This window comes from Rhizobium leguminosarum bv. trifolii WSM2297, assembly GCF_000271845.1.
Genome location: NZ_JH719395.1, coordinates 281,247 through 297,529, shown reverse-complemented (window position 1 = coordinate 297,529; position 16,283 = coordinate 281,247). Strand labels below are relative to the sequence as shown.

Here is a 16,283-nt window from a genome sequence, read left to right as displayed (position 1 = left end):
TGACGCTTTTTTCCCAGCTGAAACAATGGCTGGGAAGAAACATCATCAGCGAAGGGTGGCATGCGGGAAATATCTCCGACGCAGAACTGGATCTTGATCACGCTCGTTCTGGCCGCGAGCGGCGTCGCCTATGATCTGATGTTCTATTCCAATCAGACGCCCGTTGTCGGCGCGATCTTCGCGCTGTTCATCGGCATGCCGATTATCGCCTTCGAACGCAAGGTGCTGTTCCGCACGCTTTACAGGCGCATCCAGAAGCTGCCGACCTTCGCCTTCATCATTACCGAATTGGTGATCTACGAGATCCTGATGAGCATCGGCTTTGCCTGCGGCGGCCTGCTGCTCTGGTCGCTCGGCATGGTGAAGCCGCCTTCGCTGTTCGATCTCGTCATCATGCCGTATGAGGTCTTCCTCTATGCCCTTGCGGTCTGCTCGGCGATGATCTTCATCCTGCGGGTGCGGGAACTGCTCGGCCGCGAAGTATTTCTGAGCATGCTGGTCAGCCGCTACCGCAATCCGGTCAAGGAGGAACGTGTCTTCCTGTTCATCGATCTGGTCGATTCGACGGCCTTTGCCGAAAAGCACGGCGACCTCCGCGCACAGCAGCTGCTGAGCTCGCTGTTTGCGACTTTCGCGGAGCCGGTCCGGCGCCATAAGGGCATGATCAATGACTATGTCGGTGACGCGGCGATCATCACCTGGCCGCTTGCCCGCGGCGTCAAGGATGCGCGCTGCGTGCGCTGCATCTTCGACATCCTCGCCGATATCGAAGCCAATGCCGCCGGCTGGCGGAAAAGCTACGGCCAAGTGCCGAAGCTGAGAGCCGCCCTTCACGGCGGCGAGATCATCACCGCCGAAATCGGCGTCGACCATCACAAGATCAGCTATTTCGGCGACACGGTGAACACCACCGCCCGGCTGGAGGCGCTCTGCCGCAGCCTGAACCGGCCGGTGCTGATCTCCGCCGAGCTTGCCCGGCGGATGCAGTTTCCCGACGACATATCCTGCGAGGATCTCGGCAGCCATGCCGTCAGGGGGCGCGGCCAGGCGCTCGGCGTCATGGCGCTTTCCTCGCGCGCGGTCACCGTGCTGAACACGCCCGCGGTCATTCTGCACGGCTGAGCAAACGTTCTGCCGCGCGTCACCAAAGCTTCACTCAACCGTCAATTCGCTGACATTAAAGCCCTGCTAAGCGGAAGGCATTCGCTTCCGTTCCATGGGGATATTATGAAGAACGTCCTTTTTGCTTCCGTATCGCTTTTCATCCTGATCGCCGGCCCCGTTTTAGCCGACCAGCAGCAGTTCCCGGCCAAGCTCGCCGGCCAGGCGATCCTGCCGGCCAACACCATGGTTCCGGCGCCGGTCGACGCTCCGGAATTTCTCAAGCATTCCGGCAAGTTCACGACGCCGGACCGCAAGCGCACCGAAGCGCTCGGCACCGTTCCCGGCAAGGATGGCGCCCGCGTTACCGACCTAAAGCTTCCCTTCGACGGTCAGCCGGTCCAAGGTTTTTCGGGCATCAAGACGATGGCCGACGGCACCTTCTGGACGCTGACGGACAACGGTTTCGGCTCAAAGGCCAACTCTTCGGACGCCATGCTTTTCCTGCACCAGATGAAATTCGACTGGGCCGGCAACAAGGCTGAAATCGTCAAGAACCTCTTCCTTTCCGATCCGAACAAGATCGCTCCGTTCCCGATCGTGCTCGAAGGCACCGACACGCGTTATCTCACCGGCGCCGACTTCGACATCGAATCGATCCAGCCGGTTGCCGACGGCTTCTGGCTCGGCGACGAATTCGGTCCCTACATCCTGAAAATCGACACCGAAGGCCGGCTGACCGACGTCATCCCGACGACGCTCGACGGCAAGCCGGTGCTTTCGCCCGACAATCCGCTGATCCAGCTTCCGGGCAACCCGGCCGCGAAAATGCCTGTCTTCAACCTGAAGCGTTCCGGCGGCTTCGAAGGCCTCGCGATGTCGAAGGACGGCTCCAAGCTCTACGGCCTGCTCGAAGGCGCCCTCTACAGGGATGACGGCACTATGGAAACGGTCGACGGCCACACCGCCATCCGCGTGATCGAATTCGACGTCGCCGCCAAGAAGTGGACTGGCCGCAGCTGGCTCTATCCGTTCGAAGACAAGGGCGTTTCGATCGGCGACTTCAACATGCTCGACGACACGACCGCTCTCGTCATCGAGCGCGACAGCGGCGCCGGCACCAAGGACAAGGCCTGCGCCGACCCGAAGCAGCCGAAGCCGGATTGCTTCGAGGCGCCTGCCGAGCTGAAGCGCGTCTACAAGATCGAGTTCAACGACGCCAATGTCGGCAAGGCCGTCCGCAAGATCGGCTATATCGACCTCCTTGATATTCAGGACCCCGACAACAAGAAGAAGGCCGGCAGCAAGGACGGCGTCTACGACATGCCGTTCGTGACGATCGAAAACGTCGACCGCGTCGACGCCACCCACATCATCATCGGCAACGACAACAACCTGCCCTTCTCGGCCGGCCGCGCCGTCGACAAGGCCGATAATAATGAGTTCAGCCTGCTTGAGGTTGGCGAGTTTTTGAACGCGAAGTAATTCGGCGTTCTGATGTGAGATCGAGAGGGCGGCGCGAAGGTGCCGCCTTTTTTTGCACGGCCGATATTTGGCGGCATGCCGTGGGCGCCCCCCTCTGCCTTGCCGGGCATCTCCCCCACAGGTGGGGAGATCGGCTGGGCGCGACGGCTTCCGGAAACAACGAGCCTTCAGCACGGCGAAACAGTAGATGGGCAGGAAGTTCAAGCCACTGGTGATCTCCCCACCTGTGGGGGAGATGCCCGGCAGGGCAGAGGGGGGTGCCCCATGGCACAACCGCCGCAAATCGCCCTACTCGAACCGAAACGCCAGCCTTTTGTTCGTCAGCCTCGACAGCTGCTGCAGGCGGCCGTCCAGGCGTTCGCCTGCGAAATCGCGGTATTCGGGGGGGACGACGAATTCGAGGTCGAGGTCCGGGCTCGGCGATTTGCGGAAGGTCAGGTTCTTGACGATGCCGGGCATCGAGGCCGAGAAGAGGTAGACGACGCGCAGCATGCCGCCGAGCAGCTTGGCGCGGTCGATGAGTTGGGGCGTGGCGATCTGCGCCAGCGGGCCGGTCGCGCCGTCGTCGTGCAGGCCTTCGAAACGGTAATAATTGGTCAGCGCGATGAAGGCGCGGCCGGGATGGCTGATGCCGACGAAGGAAGAGTGGGCGATGACGTTCAACGCCTGCAGGCCGCGATAATCGGGATGAGCGCGCCAGCTGATATCGGCGAGCAGACAGGCGGCCTGGCGATAGCGGCTTTCCTCATCGGTTTCCTGGATGCCGAAGAGCGGCATCATGCGGCCGGTCCATTCCGCCAACTCGCGGGCGTGCTCCGGCGAACGGGCACGCAGGATCGCCAGCTCGCCGGCAGCGGCGAGCAGCGGATCGAGACGGCGTTCGGACTCCGACAGCAGCGAATAGAGATATCCCTCGCGCACGCCCTGCGCCGAGAAGGAAATCACCGACGGCTTCATCGCGCTCAGAACTTCCCTCATGGCGACGGCGCCGAAGGGCAGCAGCGAACGGCGATGCTTGGACACGGCCTGCAGCGCCGGCTCCTTGGAATCGCGGGCGGTAACCACCTGTTCGAGGAACAGCATCATCGCTTCGAGCGAGACCTCATAACCCTGCATCATGTGCAGCGGATATTGGGTGATCTCCATGTGCAGCTTGGCGATGTTTCGCCAGGTGCCACCGACGGCGTAGAAGGTGCGCCCCTCGCCTTTCGACAGCAGCTTTGCCGTCTTCACCTGCTTGCGGGCAAAGGTGCGGGCCTTGGAGAGCGAACCGCCGGCATATTCCGACAGGCGCAAGCCGCCGAGCGGCAGGGTGATGCCCTTGCCGACCTCTTTGCCCTTGATATCGATCAGTTCCAGCGAGCCGCCGCCGAGATCGCCGGCAATACCATCGGGATTGAAGAAGCCGCTGATGATGCCGAGCGAGGCGAATTTCGCCTCCTCCTCGCCCGAGAGCACGCGGATCTTGCGGCCGAGGATGGTTTCCGCCTGATGGATGAAATCGGGACCGTTGCTCGCCTCGCGGGCGGCGGCCGTCGCCAGCACATACATGGTGGCGGCGCGCGCCTGGTCGGACAGGGCCTTGAAACGATGCAGCGACGCCAAAGCCCGGCCGACGCTGTCTTCATCCATCTTGCCGGTAAGGGCTATGCCCCTGCCGAGGCCGCAGAGAACCTTTTCGTTGAAGAGGACGGTTGGCGAACGGGACATGCCTTCGTAGACGACAAGACGAATGGAATTCGATCCAATATCGACGACGGAGACCGGGGCGATCCCCGGAAGGCGCCCCTGGGCTTCAGATTCAACCATTTAGGTCCAGTTTTACTTGTTGTTGCGGCCTTCGAGCAGGCCGGCGATCAGCTTCGGCGCACTGGACTTCAGAGCTTCACCACGGCCCGACAGGCTCGGATTGGTCATGAAATACTGCTGCGCATTGAACGGTTCCTCGCCTCTGCGCACTTCCATGCGCCGCGACGTACCGTCGGGCAATATCTCGTAGCTTTGCTGATTGTCAATCACGTTGCCGAGCATAATCTGGGACAAAACTTGCTCGTGAACGGTCGGGTTGGTCAGCGGAACCATGGTTTCGACGCGGCGGTCGAGGTTTCTCGGCATCATGTCGGCCGAACCGATATAAACCAGCGCCTTGTCGGACGGCAGGCCGTGGCCGTTGCCGAAGCAGAAGATGCGGCTGTGCTCGAGGAAGCGGCCGACGATCGACTTGACGCGGATCTTCTCCGAGAGGCCCGGCACCTGCGGACGCAGGCAGCAGATGCCGCGCACGACGAGATCGATCTCGACGCCGGCATGGCTGGCGCGATAGAGCGCATCGATGATGTCGGGATCGACAAGCGAATTCATCTTCATCCAGATCGCCGCCGGCGCGCCGTTCTTGGCGTGCTGAATCTCTTCCTCGATGTGGCGCAGGATGCGCGGGCGCATCGTATAGGGCGAGATGGCAAGCTGCATGCCCTGTTCCGGTTCGCCGTAGCCGGTGATGAAGTTGAAGATGTTCGCCATGTCGTGGGCGATGACCGGATTGCAGGTGAAATAGGACAGGTCTGTGTAGATCTTCGCGGTGATCGGGTGGTAGTTGCCGGTTCCCAAGTGGCAATAGGTCCGGAGCTTGCCTTCTTCGCGGCGCACGACCATCGACATCTTGGCGTGGGTCTTGAGCTCGATAAAGCCGAAGACGACCTGCACGCCGGCGCGCTCGAGATCGCGCGCCCAGCGGATGTTCGCCTCTTCGTCGAAGCGGGCCTTGAGCTCGACCAGCGCCGTCACCGACTTGCCGGCTTCGGCGGCGTCGATCAGCGCGCGGACGATCGGGCTGTCGTTGGAGGTGCGGTAAAGCGTCTGCTTTATCGCCAGGACGTCAGGATCGCGCGCAGCCTGGAGCAGAAACTGGACCACCACGTCGAAGGATTCGTAAGGGTGATGGACGACCATGTCCTTTTCGCGGATGGCGGCGAAGCAGTCGCCGGCATGTTCGCGGACGCGCTCGGGAAATCGCGCATTGTAGGGAAGAAACCTCAGATCGTCGCGCGGCGCCTTGGTGATCTCCGACAGGGTGTTCAACGCCAGAAGGCCCGGCAGAACGGCGACGCGATTGTCGGGGATATTCAGCGCCTGGACGACGAACTGACGCAGCGACGCCGGCATTTCCGAATCGGTCTCGATGCGGATAACCTTGCCGCGGCGGCGGCGCTTCAGCGCCGTTTCGAAGAAGCGGACGAGATCCTCGGCCTCTTCCTCGACTTCGATATCGCTGTCGCGGATGACGCGGAACGTACCGGAGCCCTGCACCTCGTAACCGGGGTAGAGCCGGTGGATGAAGACGTTGGCGACATCTTCGAGGGTGATGTAGCGGATGGTGTTTCCATCGTCCGGCAGACGAACGAAGCGATCGAGCGCCACCGGCAGGCGCAGCAGCGCCGTCATCGGCTCGCGGCCGTTCTTGCTGACGAGCTGCAGGCCGATCGAGAAGCCGAGATTCGGAATGAAGGGGAACGGATGGGCCGGATCGATCGACAGCGGCGTCAAGACCGGAAAGATTGCCTGCTCGAATTCGGCGGCCAGCCACTGGCGGTCAGCATCGCTCAAGGCGCCGGGACGCACGATCAGGATGTCCTCCTTGGCAAGATATTGCTGCAGCACGGCGAGCGAAGCCTGCTGCTCCATCTGCAGATGGTCGATCTCCTGCAGGATCGAATCGAGCTGCTCGGCCGGCGTCTTGCCGTCGGGGCTGCGGATGGCGATGTTCTGGCGCACCTGGCCCTCGAGGCCGGCGACACGCACCATGAAGAATTCATCGAGGTTGGCGGCAGAGATCGAGAGGAAGCGGACACGCTCGAGCAGCGGATGCTCGGTATTCAAGGTTTCTTCCAGGACACGGCGGTTGAACTGCAGCCAGGAGAATTCGCGGTTGATGAAGCGCTCGGGGCTCTTGAGCAGCTCTTCCAGCGGGGGGGTATTGTCGTTGGTTTCCGGAGTGAGTTCCTGATGTTCTGCGACTGCGCTATCCATGGTCTACCCCGTTCTCAATCGCCGAAGGCAATTATATCAGTTTCACGACGGAACTGTGACAGTCAATCGGCCGGCTCCGAATTTCCCAATTCATTCAATACTTCAGCAGCCAGAGCCCGGGTGATTTTCGCGCCACGCGACAGGGCCAGCCGGTCAAGCCTTTCGACGATCGTCTGGGCCGCGTTCAGCGACCGCTCCATCCGGTTGACGATATAGAGCACGAGTTTGTCATCTATATAAAGCTGCCGGTCGGCAAACAGCTTGACGATCACCTGCGACAACAGCGCCTCGTCCGGTTCGCCGATCTCGACGACGGTTGCCGCTTTCAGGCGCGAGCGCAGATCCGGCAGCAAAACCGGCCAGGAGATCGGCCAGAGACGGCTTGTGATCAACAGGTTGGTGCCGTTTTCACGCACGCTGTTGATGACGTGGAAGAGCGCATTGTCGTCGAAACCGCGGCGGTCGGCATCCTCGAATAAAACCGGGCCGGCGGCGGCGACAATAGCAGCGTCCGAGCCAAGTTCGGGATGGATGTCGACGGCGCCGCTCAACTCCCGCCAGATGCGGGCGAGATGCGATTTTCCCGAACCGACCGGCCCGGCGAGCACAACAACCGGCGACGGCCAGGCGGGCCAGGCATCGACGATCGACACGGCAGCAGCGAGACGCTCCGAAATCAGGAGATCGTCACGTCCGCTTGCGGCATCGTGCGAAAAGACCAGCGGCAGCTGCTCTCCGGCCTTGCGCTTCGGATCAGCGTTCTTCACGTCATTCATTGGGAACTGATTTCGTCTTCCGGGCGCGGCCGCCTGATGACCCGCCAAAATAAAGATCGCTCTGAAGGTAACGCGAAAGCGCGAAACGAACAAGCACGCCGACGGCAGCCGCCGCCGGCACGGCGACCAGAAGACCGACGAAACCGAAGAGGGCGCCGAAGGCAAAAAGCGCAAACATCAGCCAGACCGGATGCAGCCCGACGCTGGAGCCGACGAGCTTCGGCTGCAGGATGTTGCCTTCCAGGAACTGGCCGCTGAAGAAAACGGCGAGCACCAGGCCGATCCACGCATAATTCGGCCAGAACTGGACGATCGCCACGCCGAGGGCGAGAACAAGGCCTACCAGCGAGCCGACATAGGGAATGAAACTGATCATGCCGGCAAAGAGGCCGATCAGCAGGCCGAAATTCAGACCGACGAGAGACAGGCCGGCGGCATAATAAATGCCGAGGATGAGGCAGAGCGAGCCCTGGCCGCGGATGAAGCCGGCGATCGCCTGATCGATCTCGCTGGCGATCTGGCGGACGTCGCTGATATAATCGCGCGGGATCCACTGGTCGACCTTGGCGACCATGCGATCCCAATCGAGCAGGATGTAGAAGGCGACGACCGGGGTGACGACAAGCAGCGATATGACGTCGACGATCGCCTTGCCGGAATTCCAGATCTGCGCGAAGAGCCCGGTGAGGAAGCCCATGCCTTCGGAGAGGATGCCGGAGAAATTATCCTTGATCGTGCCGGCCTGGCTCCTGACCCAGTCCGGCAGCAGCGAGTTTTTCGAATTGTCGATGAACTGCTGCAGCTGGCTGATATAACCCGGCAGGCGCTCGGCGAAATCGTTGAACTGGCTGATCAGCACGGGAATGAGGATCATCAGCGCCAGCGCAAAGACGATGACGAAGGCGATGAGGATGCCGACCGTCGCCATCATGCGGCTCAGACCCAGGCGTTCCAGCCGATCGGCCACAGGATCGAGGAAATAGGCGATCGCCATGCCGGCGATGAAGGGCAGCAGGATCGAGCTGAAGACATAGAGAAAGGCGATGAAGAAGACGAGCACGATCAGCCAGAAGAAAATCTGACGCTTGAGACTGTTGCCGCTGACTTGCTGTGGCATCGCTTCCCCGCTGATCGCTTTCCGCCGCCAAACGCCGCGTCCGAACCGACGCGGCCATTCAGCACATAGGATGCAGGCGCGAAGATGGTCAACCCTGTCGCGCCAAATCCCGGAAAGGCTCGGGGAAGACGCGGGAAATTGGGGGCTTTTGCCATGCGGCGCTTGCATAAACGCCCCTGTCATGCAATTGCGACCGGCAGATGACGCGGCGTGTCTGCCGCCTGAAATAGCCATCGGAGACCAGCATGAGCCAGTCTGGGAAAAACGGCCTGACCTACAGCGACGCGGGCGTCGACATCGATGCCGGCAACCTCCTCGTCGAGAAGATCAAACCGGCGGTCCGCTCGACCCGCCGCCCGGGCGCCGACGGCGAAATCGGCGGCTTCGGCGGGCTCTTCGATCTCAAGGCCGCAGGCTTTACCGATCCGGTTCTGGTCGCCGCCAATGACGGCGTCGGCACCAAGCTGAAGATCGCCATCGATGCCGATTATCACGACACCGTCGGTATCGACCTCGTCGCCATGTGCGTCAACGATCTCGTGGTGCAGGGCGCCGAGCCGCTGTTCTTCCTCGATTATTTCGCCACCGGCAAGCTCGACCCCGACCAGGGTGCAGCGATCGTCGGCGGCATCGCCGCCGGCTGCCGGGAGGCCGGCTGTGCGCTGATCGGCGGCGAGACGGCCGAAATGCCCGGCATGTATTCCTCCGGCGATTACGATCTCGCCGGTTTTGCCGTCGGCGCTGCCGAACGCGGCAAGCTGCTGCCCTCCGGCGATATTGCCGAGGGCGACGTGATCCTCGGCCTTGCTTCCTCCGGCGTCCACTCCAATGGCTTCTCGCTGGTGCGCAAGATCGTCGAGCTCTCCGGCCTCGGCTGGGATGCGCCGGCCCCGTTCGCCGAAGGCAAGAAGCTCGGCGAAGCGCTGCTAACGCCGACCCGCATCTACGTGAAGCCGCTTCTGAAGGCGATCCGCGAGACCGGAGCTATCAAGGCGCTGGCCCATATCACCGGCGGCGGCTTCCCGGAAAATATTCCGCGCGTGCTGCCGAAGCATCTGGCAGCCGAGATCGATCTGACCGCCGTCAAGGTTCCCAAGGTGTTTTCGTGGCTCGCCAAGATGGGCGGCGTCGAAGCCAAGGAAATGCTGCGCACCTTCAACTGCGGCGTCGGCATGATCACCGTCGTCGACTCTGAGAATGTCGCGGCGGTTTCCGCGGCCCTCGAAGCCGAGGGCGAGACCGTCATCACGCTCGGCCGGATGATCGCCCGCGACGAGGGTGCTGCCGGCACGGTTTACAAGGGCACGCTTGCCCTATGAGCACGCCGCGCAAACGCGTCGTCGTCTTCATATCAGGCAGCGGCTCCAACATGATGGCGCTGATCGCCGCGGCGAAGGCCGCCGATTACCCGGCCGAAATCGTCGGCGTGATTTCCGACAAGCCGGATGCCGGCGGGCTTGCCAAGGCGGCCGCCGAGGGTATCGCCACCTTCGCCTTCCCTCGTAAAGAATATGACAGCAAGGATGCGCATGAGGCGGCGATCTTTGCCGCACTCGACACGCTTTCCCCCGACATCCTCTGCCTGGCAGGCTACATGCGGCTGCTGACGGCGACCTTCATCCAGCGTTATGAAGGCCGTATGCTCAACATCCACCCTTCCCTGCTGCCGCTGTTTCCGGGCCTGCATACCCATCAGCGCGCCATCGACGCCGGCATGCGCATCGCCGGCTGCACCGTGCATTTCGTCACCGAAGCCATGGATGAGGGACCGACCATCGGCCAGGCGGCGGTGCCGATTCTCTCCGGCGACACGGCCGAAAGCCTGGCGGCGCGGGTGCTGACCATCGAGCACCAGATCTATCCGCAGGCCCTGCGGCTCTTTGCCGAAGGCCGCGTGAGCATGGAAGGCGGCAAGGCCGTCGGCGCCGAGGCTTCAACTGGCGCACCCAAGGCCCAGCTCATCTCGCTGATCTGCGACCGCGCCTAAGTTAGTTCAGGGAAAACCTGCGACTTAGATAAGCGCGAATGGGTCTATCGAACTGGGTGTAGAGAAAATGAGCCCCAGCAACAGCAGCCAAGAGCGTGCAGATCACGGCGATCGGCAATGGAATAAAGCTGTTTGTGGCGCTTTGGAAATAAGATCCAAGCTGAATAACGGGCAAATGAACGATGTAAAGGGGATAAGACAACTGCCCAAGGTAGGCAGCGAGTGACTTCTCCTCAGTCTGCGCAACTGCAGCCGCGAGCGCGACCACGATCGGGATAATGACCGCTATGCAGAAGAAGTCGTAGATGTCTCTTGGGACGGCAAACGGGAAAAATAGAACAGCCATCAGGACGAAAAGCGGGATTTGAGGTCGTACCGCCGGGATACGGTGAATGATTTGCCAGCGGAAGATCAGGATACCGGCAAGGAACGAAAAGCCAGTCCTGATGAATCCTTCAAAAAACGCTCGCAAGTTCCCAAATCCAACTGGCCCGATAGTGCCTTCGATCGAGACAACTGCGAAAAGCGCCGCTGCCAGCGACGCGAGAGCGGCTATCTCGTGCCAAAAACGAATTCTTCGGCGAGCAACCGATCCATAAATTACGCCAGCCACTATTTCGAAAAAGATGGACCAAAGCGGATTGTTGATCGCGAACGCCTCTTGCCCCACCAGAAACCCCACCGGCAACAAGAGTAACGCGCCGACGGCAAGAATTGAAACATCCGCGAGAGGAACCCCTGGCCCGTAAGCGACCTGCAACGCGAGAACGCCCAAGCCAACACCGACCACGATCATGGGATAAAGCCGCACCATGCGTTTCAGGAGGAACACAGGGCTCCGCAGAATGCCCGATCTCAGTTTCTGATCGTACGCATTTGCGAGCACGAAGCCGCTCAGGCAAAAGAAGAAGTCCACGGCCAGATAGGCGTGAGAATTGAGATTGAAGCCAAAAACCTGGCTGGCATGTAACAGAGCCACCGATAGCGCCGCAATTCCTCGAAGCCGGTCTAGAAAGATAAAGCGGTCTTTCGTTAGATCTGTGCCGCGACCGAGGTCCTGGGCGTCGGTCGGACCAGTATACGCAGGCACAGGGAACGCTGAACGTCCAAGTGCGTCGGCAGTGGTCAGAAGCGTTTCTTCCCCCGGTCGGTGATCAAGGCGCTGCATCTTTTTATTCTTCCTTGAAGGCTCGCGCGCCCTGATCCGTGAAAGGTTTCGTGAAAAATGCCAGCGATGTTGGCTCGCCGGTCTGTGGGAAGACCTCGACCGGCATGCCGGGGACGGGCGTGACCTGGCCAAGCCTCTGCCATTCGCCGTCCGAAACCTCGGTACGGACGACGTAGGAGCTGAGGCCCGGCCGCTGATCGCTCGGCAGGTCTGCTTCAACACTGCTAACCACCCTACTCAGCTCCGGCGTGCTTCGCTGACTGAAGGCACAGAACCGCAGATGCACCCTCTGGCGCCCCAGATGTAAGAAATTGCGCTGCATATAGCGAAAATCTTCCAGCTCATGATTTTTCCCTTTGACCTAATATACCGCGTCAAAGTTGAAATAACCGCCAGAGAGTAAGCTAAAGTTTTATTGGTGGCGAGATATGATCTCGTTGCAATTAGCAGCCAAAGCGATTTCCTTTTGGCTATGCCTGCACACGAACACGATTGATCGATTTTATCGGAGCTAAGCCGCCAGTGCCCGCAATGGATGCAGCGTCCCGTCGCTGTAAACAAAGCGGCCGGCGCGGAATGTCGCGCGGATGCGATTGATATCGCCCGGCTCGACCACCACCAGATCGGCGCGCTGGCCGATGGCGATTTCGCCGCGATCCAGGAGGCCGGCAGAGCGGGCGGCGTTGCCGGTCGCCATGGCGACGGCTGCCGGGAGGCCGCCCTCGACCATGTCGGCGAGCTTGAAGATGCCGGGCACGAAGGCGGCGGGGTGATAGTCGGCGGCGATGATGCTGAGTAGGCCGGCTCTTGCGGCGTCCAGGGCGCTGAGATTGCCAGACATCGACTGGCCGCGCAGGGCGTTCGGCGCGCCCATCAGCGTCCAGAGGCCGCGGCGGCGCGCCTCTTCCGCCGCAGGCGCGGTGACCGGAAACTCGCTGATGGTGACGCCGAGGTCGTGCATCTCGGCGACTTTCTCGACGCTGTCATCGTCATGCGAGGCCAGCGACAGCTTGTGCTTCAGCGACAGCGCGACGATCTCTCTCAGCTTGGCCTCGATCTCGGGATTGCTGCGCATGGCGATGCGCTTGGCGACAATCTCGGCGGCCATTTCCTCGGAGATGGCGCGGCGCTCGGAAATGCTGAGGATGTAGCTTTGCAGGTTGTTGTACTGGCCCTGGCCGGGTGTGTGGTCGGTGAGCGAGACCATATCGATCTGGTCGGCATTCAGCAGGCGTTCGAGCGCAGGAGCGGCGCCGACATTGGTGATTTCGTAGCGGGCGTGCACGCGGTGGTCGATCAGCAGATCGTCGCGCAGGCGGTTGATGCCCTCGATCACCGCCGAGGTCGTCTCCAGCGAGCGGACGTGGCCGTAGACGCTTTCGGTGGCGAAGGAGACGGCGGCGAAGGCCGTGGTGACGCCGGCTGCGGCAAGCTTCTTGTCGAGTTCGTGGATGCCGAAATCGATCGGCATCGTCGCATTCGGCCGCGGCGCGATCTCGCGCTCGATCATGTCGCCGTGGAGATCGACGAAACCGGGCATCAGCAGCCGGCCGCCGCCGTCGATGGCAGCACCCGCAACCAATTCAGGCCGGACCTCGGCGATGGCGCCATCCTCGACACGCACGGAACCTTCACTCACCACCTCGTCTGGGAGAACGAGGGTGAAATTGCTGAGCCACATGGGCTTTCTCCTGACCGTATCCGATGATCGACAAACCGCAGCGGATAGAACCGCTTCGTGACAAACGTATGAATTTTCGAACGCCACACCCGCGATAGCGAAACCGTCTTGAGCCCAACCCAAAGGCTTGCCCGAGACCGCTCATCCGCTATCGAAGTTTATTCCTGTTCAACAACGCCCATTGCAGAAGCATGATCGTCTTCGCGTCGAAGATCTCGCCGGTTTCGATCATCCGGGCGGCTTCGTCGAGCGGGATTTCCAGGACCTCGATATCCTCGTGCTCCTCGTCCAGGCCGCCGCCTTCGGCGACGCGATCGGCAGTGTCGATCAGGGAGACGAAGAAGTGGACGACTTCGGCAATGGCGCCCGGCGATGGGTAGCATTTGAAGAGGAAGCGCGCATCGCGCAGGTGGTAGCCCGTCTCCTCCATCGCCTCACGGCGGATCGCCTGTTCGGGATGATCGTCGTCGAGCAGGCCGGCCGGCACCTCGATCATCCAGGCGGGATCGCCATTGAGATGCACGGCAAGCCGGAACTGGCGGACGAGAACGACAAGATCGCGTTTCGGATCGTAAAGCAGGATGCAGGCGGCCGGCGTCCGGTGATAAACCTCCCGCTTCAGCCGCTGGGTCGCGCCCTTGCTGTCGATATAGTCGAGCAGATAGCTGCTCAACCGCGTCCAGCCATTCGACAGCGTTTCCTCGCTGACGATCTTCACCCGTGATTTCGGCTGCAACATGCTGCGTCCTTGCGAAGCCAGACCTTGTTATCGTGAACGGCGGCCCCGCCATAGGGCGCGACCGGGTCGGCGCCGGTCAAGACGTTGATACCTTCGCCATCGACATGCGCCTTGTTCGGCCAGAGGCCCTCGGCAATCAGCACGCCTGGCTTCACCTCGGTGGTGATGCGGGCGTGGATGCGCAGGTCGCCGCGGCTGTTGCCGACGCGGACGAGATCGCCATGGGCGATGCCGTTGGTTTCGGCATCGGCCGGGTTGATCATCACTTCGGGACGGCCTTCTTTCTGGCGCGAGGTTTTGGTCTCGGAGAAGCTCGAATTCAGGAAGTTGCGGGCGGGCGATGTGGCGAGACGGAAAGGATGGTCGGGATCGGCGACCTCGATGACATCGACCTGATCCGGAAAGGCCGGAAGCGCGGCATGCGGCCCGAGCGCACCGACGGCGGCCGGCGGCTTGTTCGGCGCCGGCTGATTGATCCAGTCCGGGCGGAAATGGAATCTGCCATCCGGATGGGCAAAGCCGTTGAGGAAATGCGCCTCCTCGAAAGCCGGCTGGCGATCGAACCATTTGTGTTCGAGGAAATGATCGTAATCCGGCAGGCCGCTCGATTCGAGCACGCGGTCGACCATTTCGCGGGCGGTGAAGCCGAAGCCGGGGCGGTCGGCGACGCCGAGGCGTTTGGCCAGTTCCTCGATGACGAAAAGATTGGTGCGCACGCTTGGCGGCGGTTCGACCAGCTTCGGCCCCAGCAGGATATGGTTCTGGCCGCCGGCACGGTAGATGTCGTCATGCTCGACGAACATCGTTGCGGGGATGACGATATCGGCGATCTCGGCCGTCTCGGTCATGAACTGCTCGTGGACGGCGACGAAGAGGTCGTCGCGGGCAAAACCGCGCCTGACGAGGCGCTGCTCGGGAGCGATGTTGGCGGGATTGGTGTTCTGGATCAGCATTGCCGTCACCGGGCCGCGGTGGCGCAGCGCCACCGCATCGCCGGTCAGCACCCGGCCGATCTGCGACTGATCGAGCATGCGGATATCGGCATCCTTCATCGACCGGCCGGTCAGTTCCGCATTGTTCATGCGGAAAATATCACTGTTCGAATGGAAGGCGCCGCCGCCCTCATATTGCCAGGAGCCGAGGACGGTGGCGACCGAGGCCGCCGCATGCATGGCGACCGCGCCATTGCGCTGGCGGGTGAAGCCGTAGCCCAGGCGGAAGAAGGTCTTCTTCGTCGTGCCGATGAGGCTGGCGAAGGCTTCGATCTCCTCGACCGAAAGGCCGGTGGTAGCAGCTGCCCATTGCGGTGTCTTCGTCTTCAGATGCGCTTCGAGGCCGGCGGGATCGTCGGCATATCCAGCCATGTATTCACGGTCGGCATAGCCGTCGCGGAAGGCGATGTGCATGACGGCGCAGGCAAGCGCGGCATCGGTGCCCGGCCTGACGATCAAGGCCATGTCGGCCTGCTTCATCGTCGGGTTGTCGTAAATGTCGATGACGACGATCTTGGCGCCGCGCTCCTTGCGCGACTTGATGGCGTGGGTCATCACATTGACCTGCGTCGACACCGCATTGGTACCCCAGATGACGACGCAATCGGTGCGGCCCATCTCGCGCGGATCGGGACCACGCAGCGTGCCGGTCGCCATCGTGAAGCCGGTCCAGGCCGGGTTGGTGCAGATCGAGGAGAAGAAGCCGGAATAACGCTTGGCATGACGCAGGCGATCGATCGAATCGCGCTGCACCCAGCCCATGGTGCCGGCGTAAAAATAGGGCCAGATCGCTTCGCCGCCGTCTCTGGCCTCGGCCTTCACAAAGGCTTCGGCGATCTCATCCAGCGCATCGTCCCAGGAAATCTGCTGCCACTGCCCTGCCCCTTTGGCGCCGGCGCGGCGCAGGGGGTGCATCAGGCGGTCGGGATGGTAGAGCCGCTCGGCATAACGGGCGACCTTGGCGCAGATGACGCCCGAGGTATAGGAATGGTCGCCAGCGCCACGCACGCGGCCGATGCGGCCATCTTCGGATAGTTCGATCTCCAGCGCGCAGGTAGAGGGACAGTCGTGCGGACAGGCCGTGTGGCCAACCCTGGTGTCCTGCTTCGAGGATTTGGCGTGGATGGGGGTCGCAATGTTCATGGCATTTGTATATTGCAAGGCTTGCACGGCCAAAAGCCACAAAAACTCCCCATGACGCGAATTCATAC

Annotated in this window: 13 protein-coding genes; 4 read left to right on the top strand and 9 right to left on the bottom strand. The window is 61.7% G+C overall.

Features of this window, described 5'->3' with window-relative positions; all coding sequences use genetic code 11:
* Positions 1-60: 60 nt before the first annotated feature.
* The gene (locus tag RLEG4DRAFT_RS16685; protein WP_003578406.1) at positions 61-1,122 is read left to right on the top strand and encodes an adenylate/guanylate cyclase domain-containing protein; all 1,062 of its coding nucleotides are present in this window, start codon (positions 61-63) and stop codon (positions 1,120-1,122) included.
* Between the two features lie 105 nt (positions 1,123-1,227).
* Positions 1,228-2,586 carry an esterase-like activity of phytase family protein gene (locus RLEG4DRAFT_RS16680; protein ID WP_003578404.1) on the top strand — a complete coding sequence of 453 codons (1,359 nt, stop codon included), beginning with the start codon at positions 1,228-1,230 and terminating at the stop codon, positions 2,584-2,586.
* A gap of 288 nt (positions 2,587-2,874) precedes the next feature.
* On the opposite strand, the gene ppx is transcribed toward RLEG4DRAFT_RS16680, so the two are convergent.
* The 4 genes from ppx to RLEG4DRAFT_RS16660 form a co-directional block, all read right to left on the bottom strand.
* The gene (gene ppx / locus RLEG4DRAFT_RS16675) at positions 2,875-4,395 is read right to left on the bottom strand and encodes an exopolyphosphatase (RefSeq protein ID WP_003578403.1); all 1,521 of its coding nucleotides are present in this window, start codon (positions 4,393-4,395) and stop codon (positions 2,875-2,877) included.
* A 12-nt stretch (positions 4,396-4,407) separates the two neighbouring features.
* Entirely contained in the window at positions 4,408-6,612 is a 2,205-nt protein-coding gene (locus tag RLEG4DRAFT_RS16670; RefSeq protein ID WP_003578402.1) for an RNA degradosome polyphosphate kinase, read from the bottom strand.
* A 62-nt stretch (positions 6,613-6,674) separates the two neighbouring features.
* Positions 6,675-7,388, bottom strand: coding sequence for a DnaA regulatory inactivator HdaA (hdaA, locus tag RLEG4DRAFT_RS16665; RefSeq protein ID WP_003578401.1), 714 nt, complete (start codon positions 7,386-7,388; stop codon positions 6,675-6,677).
* Complete coding sequence (locus RLEG4DRAFT_RS16660; protein WP_037093795.1) at positions 7,381-8,505, bottom strand: AI-2E family transporter; 1,125 nt, start codon at positions 8,503-8,505, stop codon at positions 7,381-7,383. The genes hdaA and RLEG4DRAFT_RS16660 overlap by 8 nt, the downstream gene beginning before the upstream one ends.
* A gap of 245 nt (positions 8,506-8,750) precedes the next feature.
* Between RLEG4DRAFT_RS16660 and purM the strand changes: the two genes are divergently transcribed.
* Entirely contained in the window at positions 8,751-9,824 is a 1,074-nt protein-coding gene (gene purM / locus RLEG4DRAFT_RS16655; protein WP_003578399.1) for a phosphoribosylformylglycinamidine cyclo-ligase, read from the top strand.
* On the top strand, positions 9,821-10,492 hold the full coding sequence (gene purN, locus RLEG4DRAFT_RS16650; RefSeq protein ID WP_003578398.1) for a phosphoribosylglycinamide formyltransferase: 672 nt from the start codon (positions 9,821-9,823) through the stop codon (positions 10,490-10,492). The genes purM and purN overlap by 4 nt, the downstream gene beginning before the upstream one ends.
* A 1-nt stretch (position 10,493) precedes the next feature.
* On the opposite strand, the gene RLEG4DRAFT_RS16645 is transcribed toward purN, so the two are convergent.
* The 5 genes from RLEG4DRAFT_RS16645 to RLEG4DRAFT_RS16625 form a co-directional block, all read right to left on the bottom strand.
* Positions 10,494-11,660, bottom strand: a complete 1,167-nt coding sequence (locus RLEG4DRAFT_RS16645; RefSeq protein ID WP_003578397.1) for an acyltransferase family protein — start codon at positions 11,658-11,660, stop codon at positions 10,494-10,496.
* A gap of 4 nt (positions 11,661-11,664) precedes the next feature.
* On the bottom strand, positions 11,665-11,892 hold the full coding sequence (locus tag RLEG4DRAFT_RS16640) for a hypothetical protein (RefSeq protein ID WP_210161333.1): 228 nt from the start codon (positions 11,890-11,892) through the stop codon (positions 11,665-11,667).
* 279 nt (positions 11,893-12,171) lie between these two features.
* The gene (locus tag RLEG4DRAFT_RS16635; RefSeq protein WP_003578395.1) at positions 12,172-13,341 is read right to left on the bottom strand and encodes an alpha-D-ribose 1-methylphosphonate 5-triphosphate diphosphatase; all 1,170 of its coding nucleotides are present in this window, start codon (positions 13,339-13,341) and stop codon (positions 12,172-12,174) included.
* Positions 13,342-13,489: 148 nt separating this feature from the next.
* A complete protein-coding gene (locus RLEG4DRAFT_RS16630; RefSeq protein WP_003578393.1) occupies positions 13,490-14,080 on the bottom strand; it encodes an NUDIX domain-containing protein in 591 nt (196 codons plus the stop codon).
* Positions 14,056-16,281: a molybdopterin-containing oxidoreductase family protein gene (locus tag RLEG4DRAFT_RS16625; protein WP_003578391.1), complete on the bottom strand. Its 2,226-nt coding sequence runs from the start codon at positions 16,279-16,281 to the stop codon at positions 14,056-14,058. Before RLEG4DRAFT_RS16625 ends, RLEG4DRAFT_RS16630 begins: the two co-directional genes overlap by 25 nt.
* Positions 16,282-16,283 lie beyond the last annotated feature (2 nt).

What these genes read in the sequence shown, in the direction of transcription:
- RLEG4DRAFT_RS16685 (WP_003578406.1), top strand. Translation starts at nt 61, where the DNA reads ATGCGGGAAATATCTCCGACGCAGAACTGGATCTTGATCACGCTCGTT.
- RLEG4DRAFT_RS16680 (WP_003578404.1), top strand. Translation starts at nt 1,228, where the DNA reads ATGAAGAACGTCCTTTTTGCTTCCGTATCGCTTTTCATCCTGATCGCC.
- ppx (WP_003578403.1), bottom strand. Translation starts at nt 4,395, where the DNA reads ATGGTTGAATCTGAAGCCCAGGGGCGCCTTCCGGGGATCGCCCCGGTC.
- RLEG4DRAFT_RS16670 (WP_003578402.1), bottom strand. Translation starts at nt 6,612, where the DNA reads ATGGATAGCGCAGTCGCAGAACATCAGGAACTCACTCCGGAAACCAAC.
- hdaA (WP_003578401.1), bottom strand. Translation starts at nt 7,388, where the DNA reads ATGAATGACGTGAAGAACGCTGATCCGAAGCGCAAGGCCGGAGAGCAG.
- RLEG4DRAFT_RS16660 (WP_037093795.1), bottom strand. Translation starts at nt 8,505, where the DNA reads ATGCCACAGCAAGTCAGCGGCAACAGTCTCAAGCGTCAGATTTTCTTC.
- purM (WP_003578399.1), top strand. Translation starts at nt 8,751, where the DNA reads ATGAGCCAGTCTGGGAAAAACGGCCTGACCTACAGCGACGCGGGCGTC.
- purN (WP_003578398.1), top strand. Translation starts at nt 9,821, where the DNA reads ATGAGCACGCCGCGCAAACGCGTCGTCGTCTTCATATCAGGCAGCGGC.
- RLEG4DRAFT_RS16645 (WP_003578397.1), bottom strand. Translation starts at nt 11,660, where the DNA reads ATGCAGCGCCTTGATCACCGACCGGGGGAAGAAACGCTTCTGACCACT.
- RLEG4DRAFT_RS16635 (WP_003578395.1), bottom strand. Translation starts at nt 13,341, where the DNA reads ATGTGGCTCAGCAATTTCACCCTCGTTCTCCCAGACGAGGTGGTGAGT.
- RLEG4DRAFT_RS16630 (WP_003578393.1), bottom strand. Translation starts at nt 14,080, where the DNA reads ATGTTGCAGCCGAAATCACGGGTGAAGATCGTCAGCGAGGAAACGCTG.
- RLEG4DRAFT_RS16625 (WP_003578391.1), bottom strand. Translation starts at nt 16,281, where the DNA reads ATGAATTCGCGTCATGGGGAGTTTTTGTGGCTTTTGGCCGTGCAAGCC.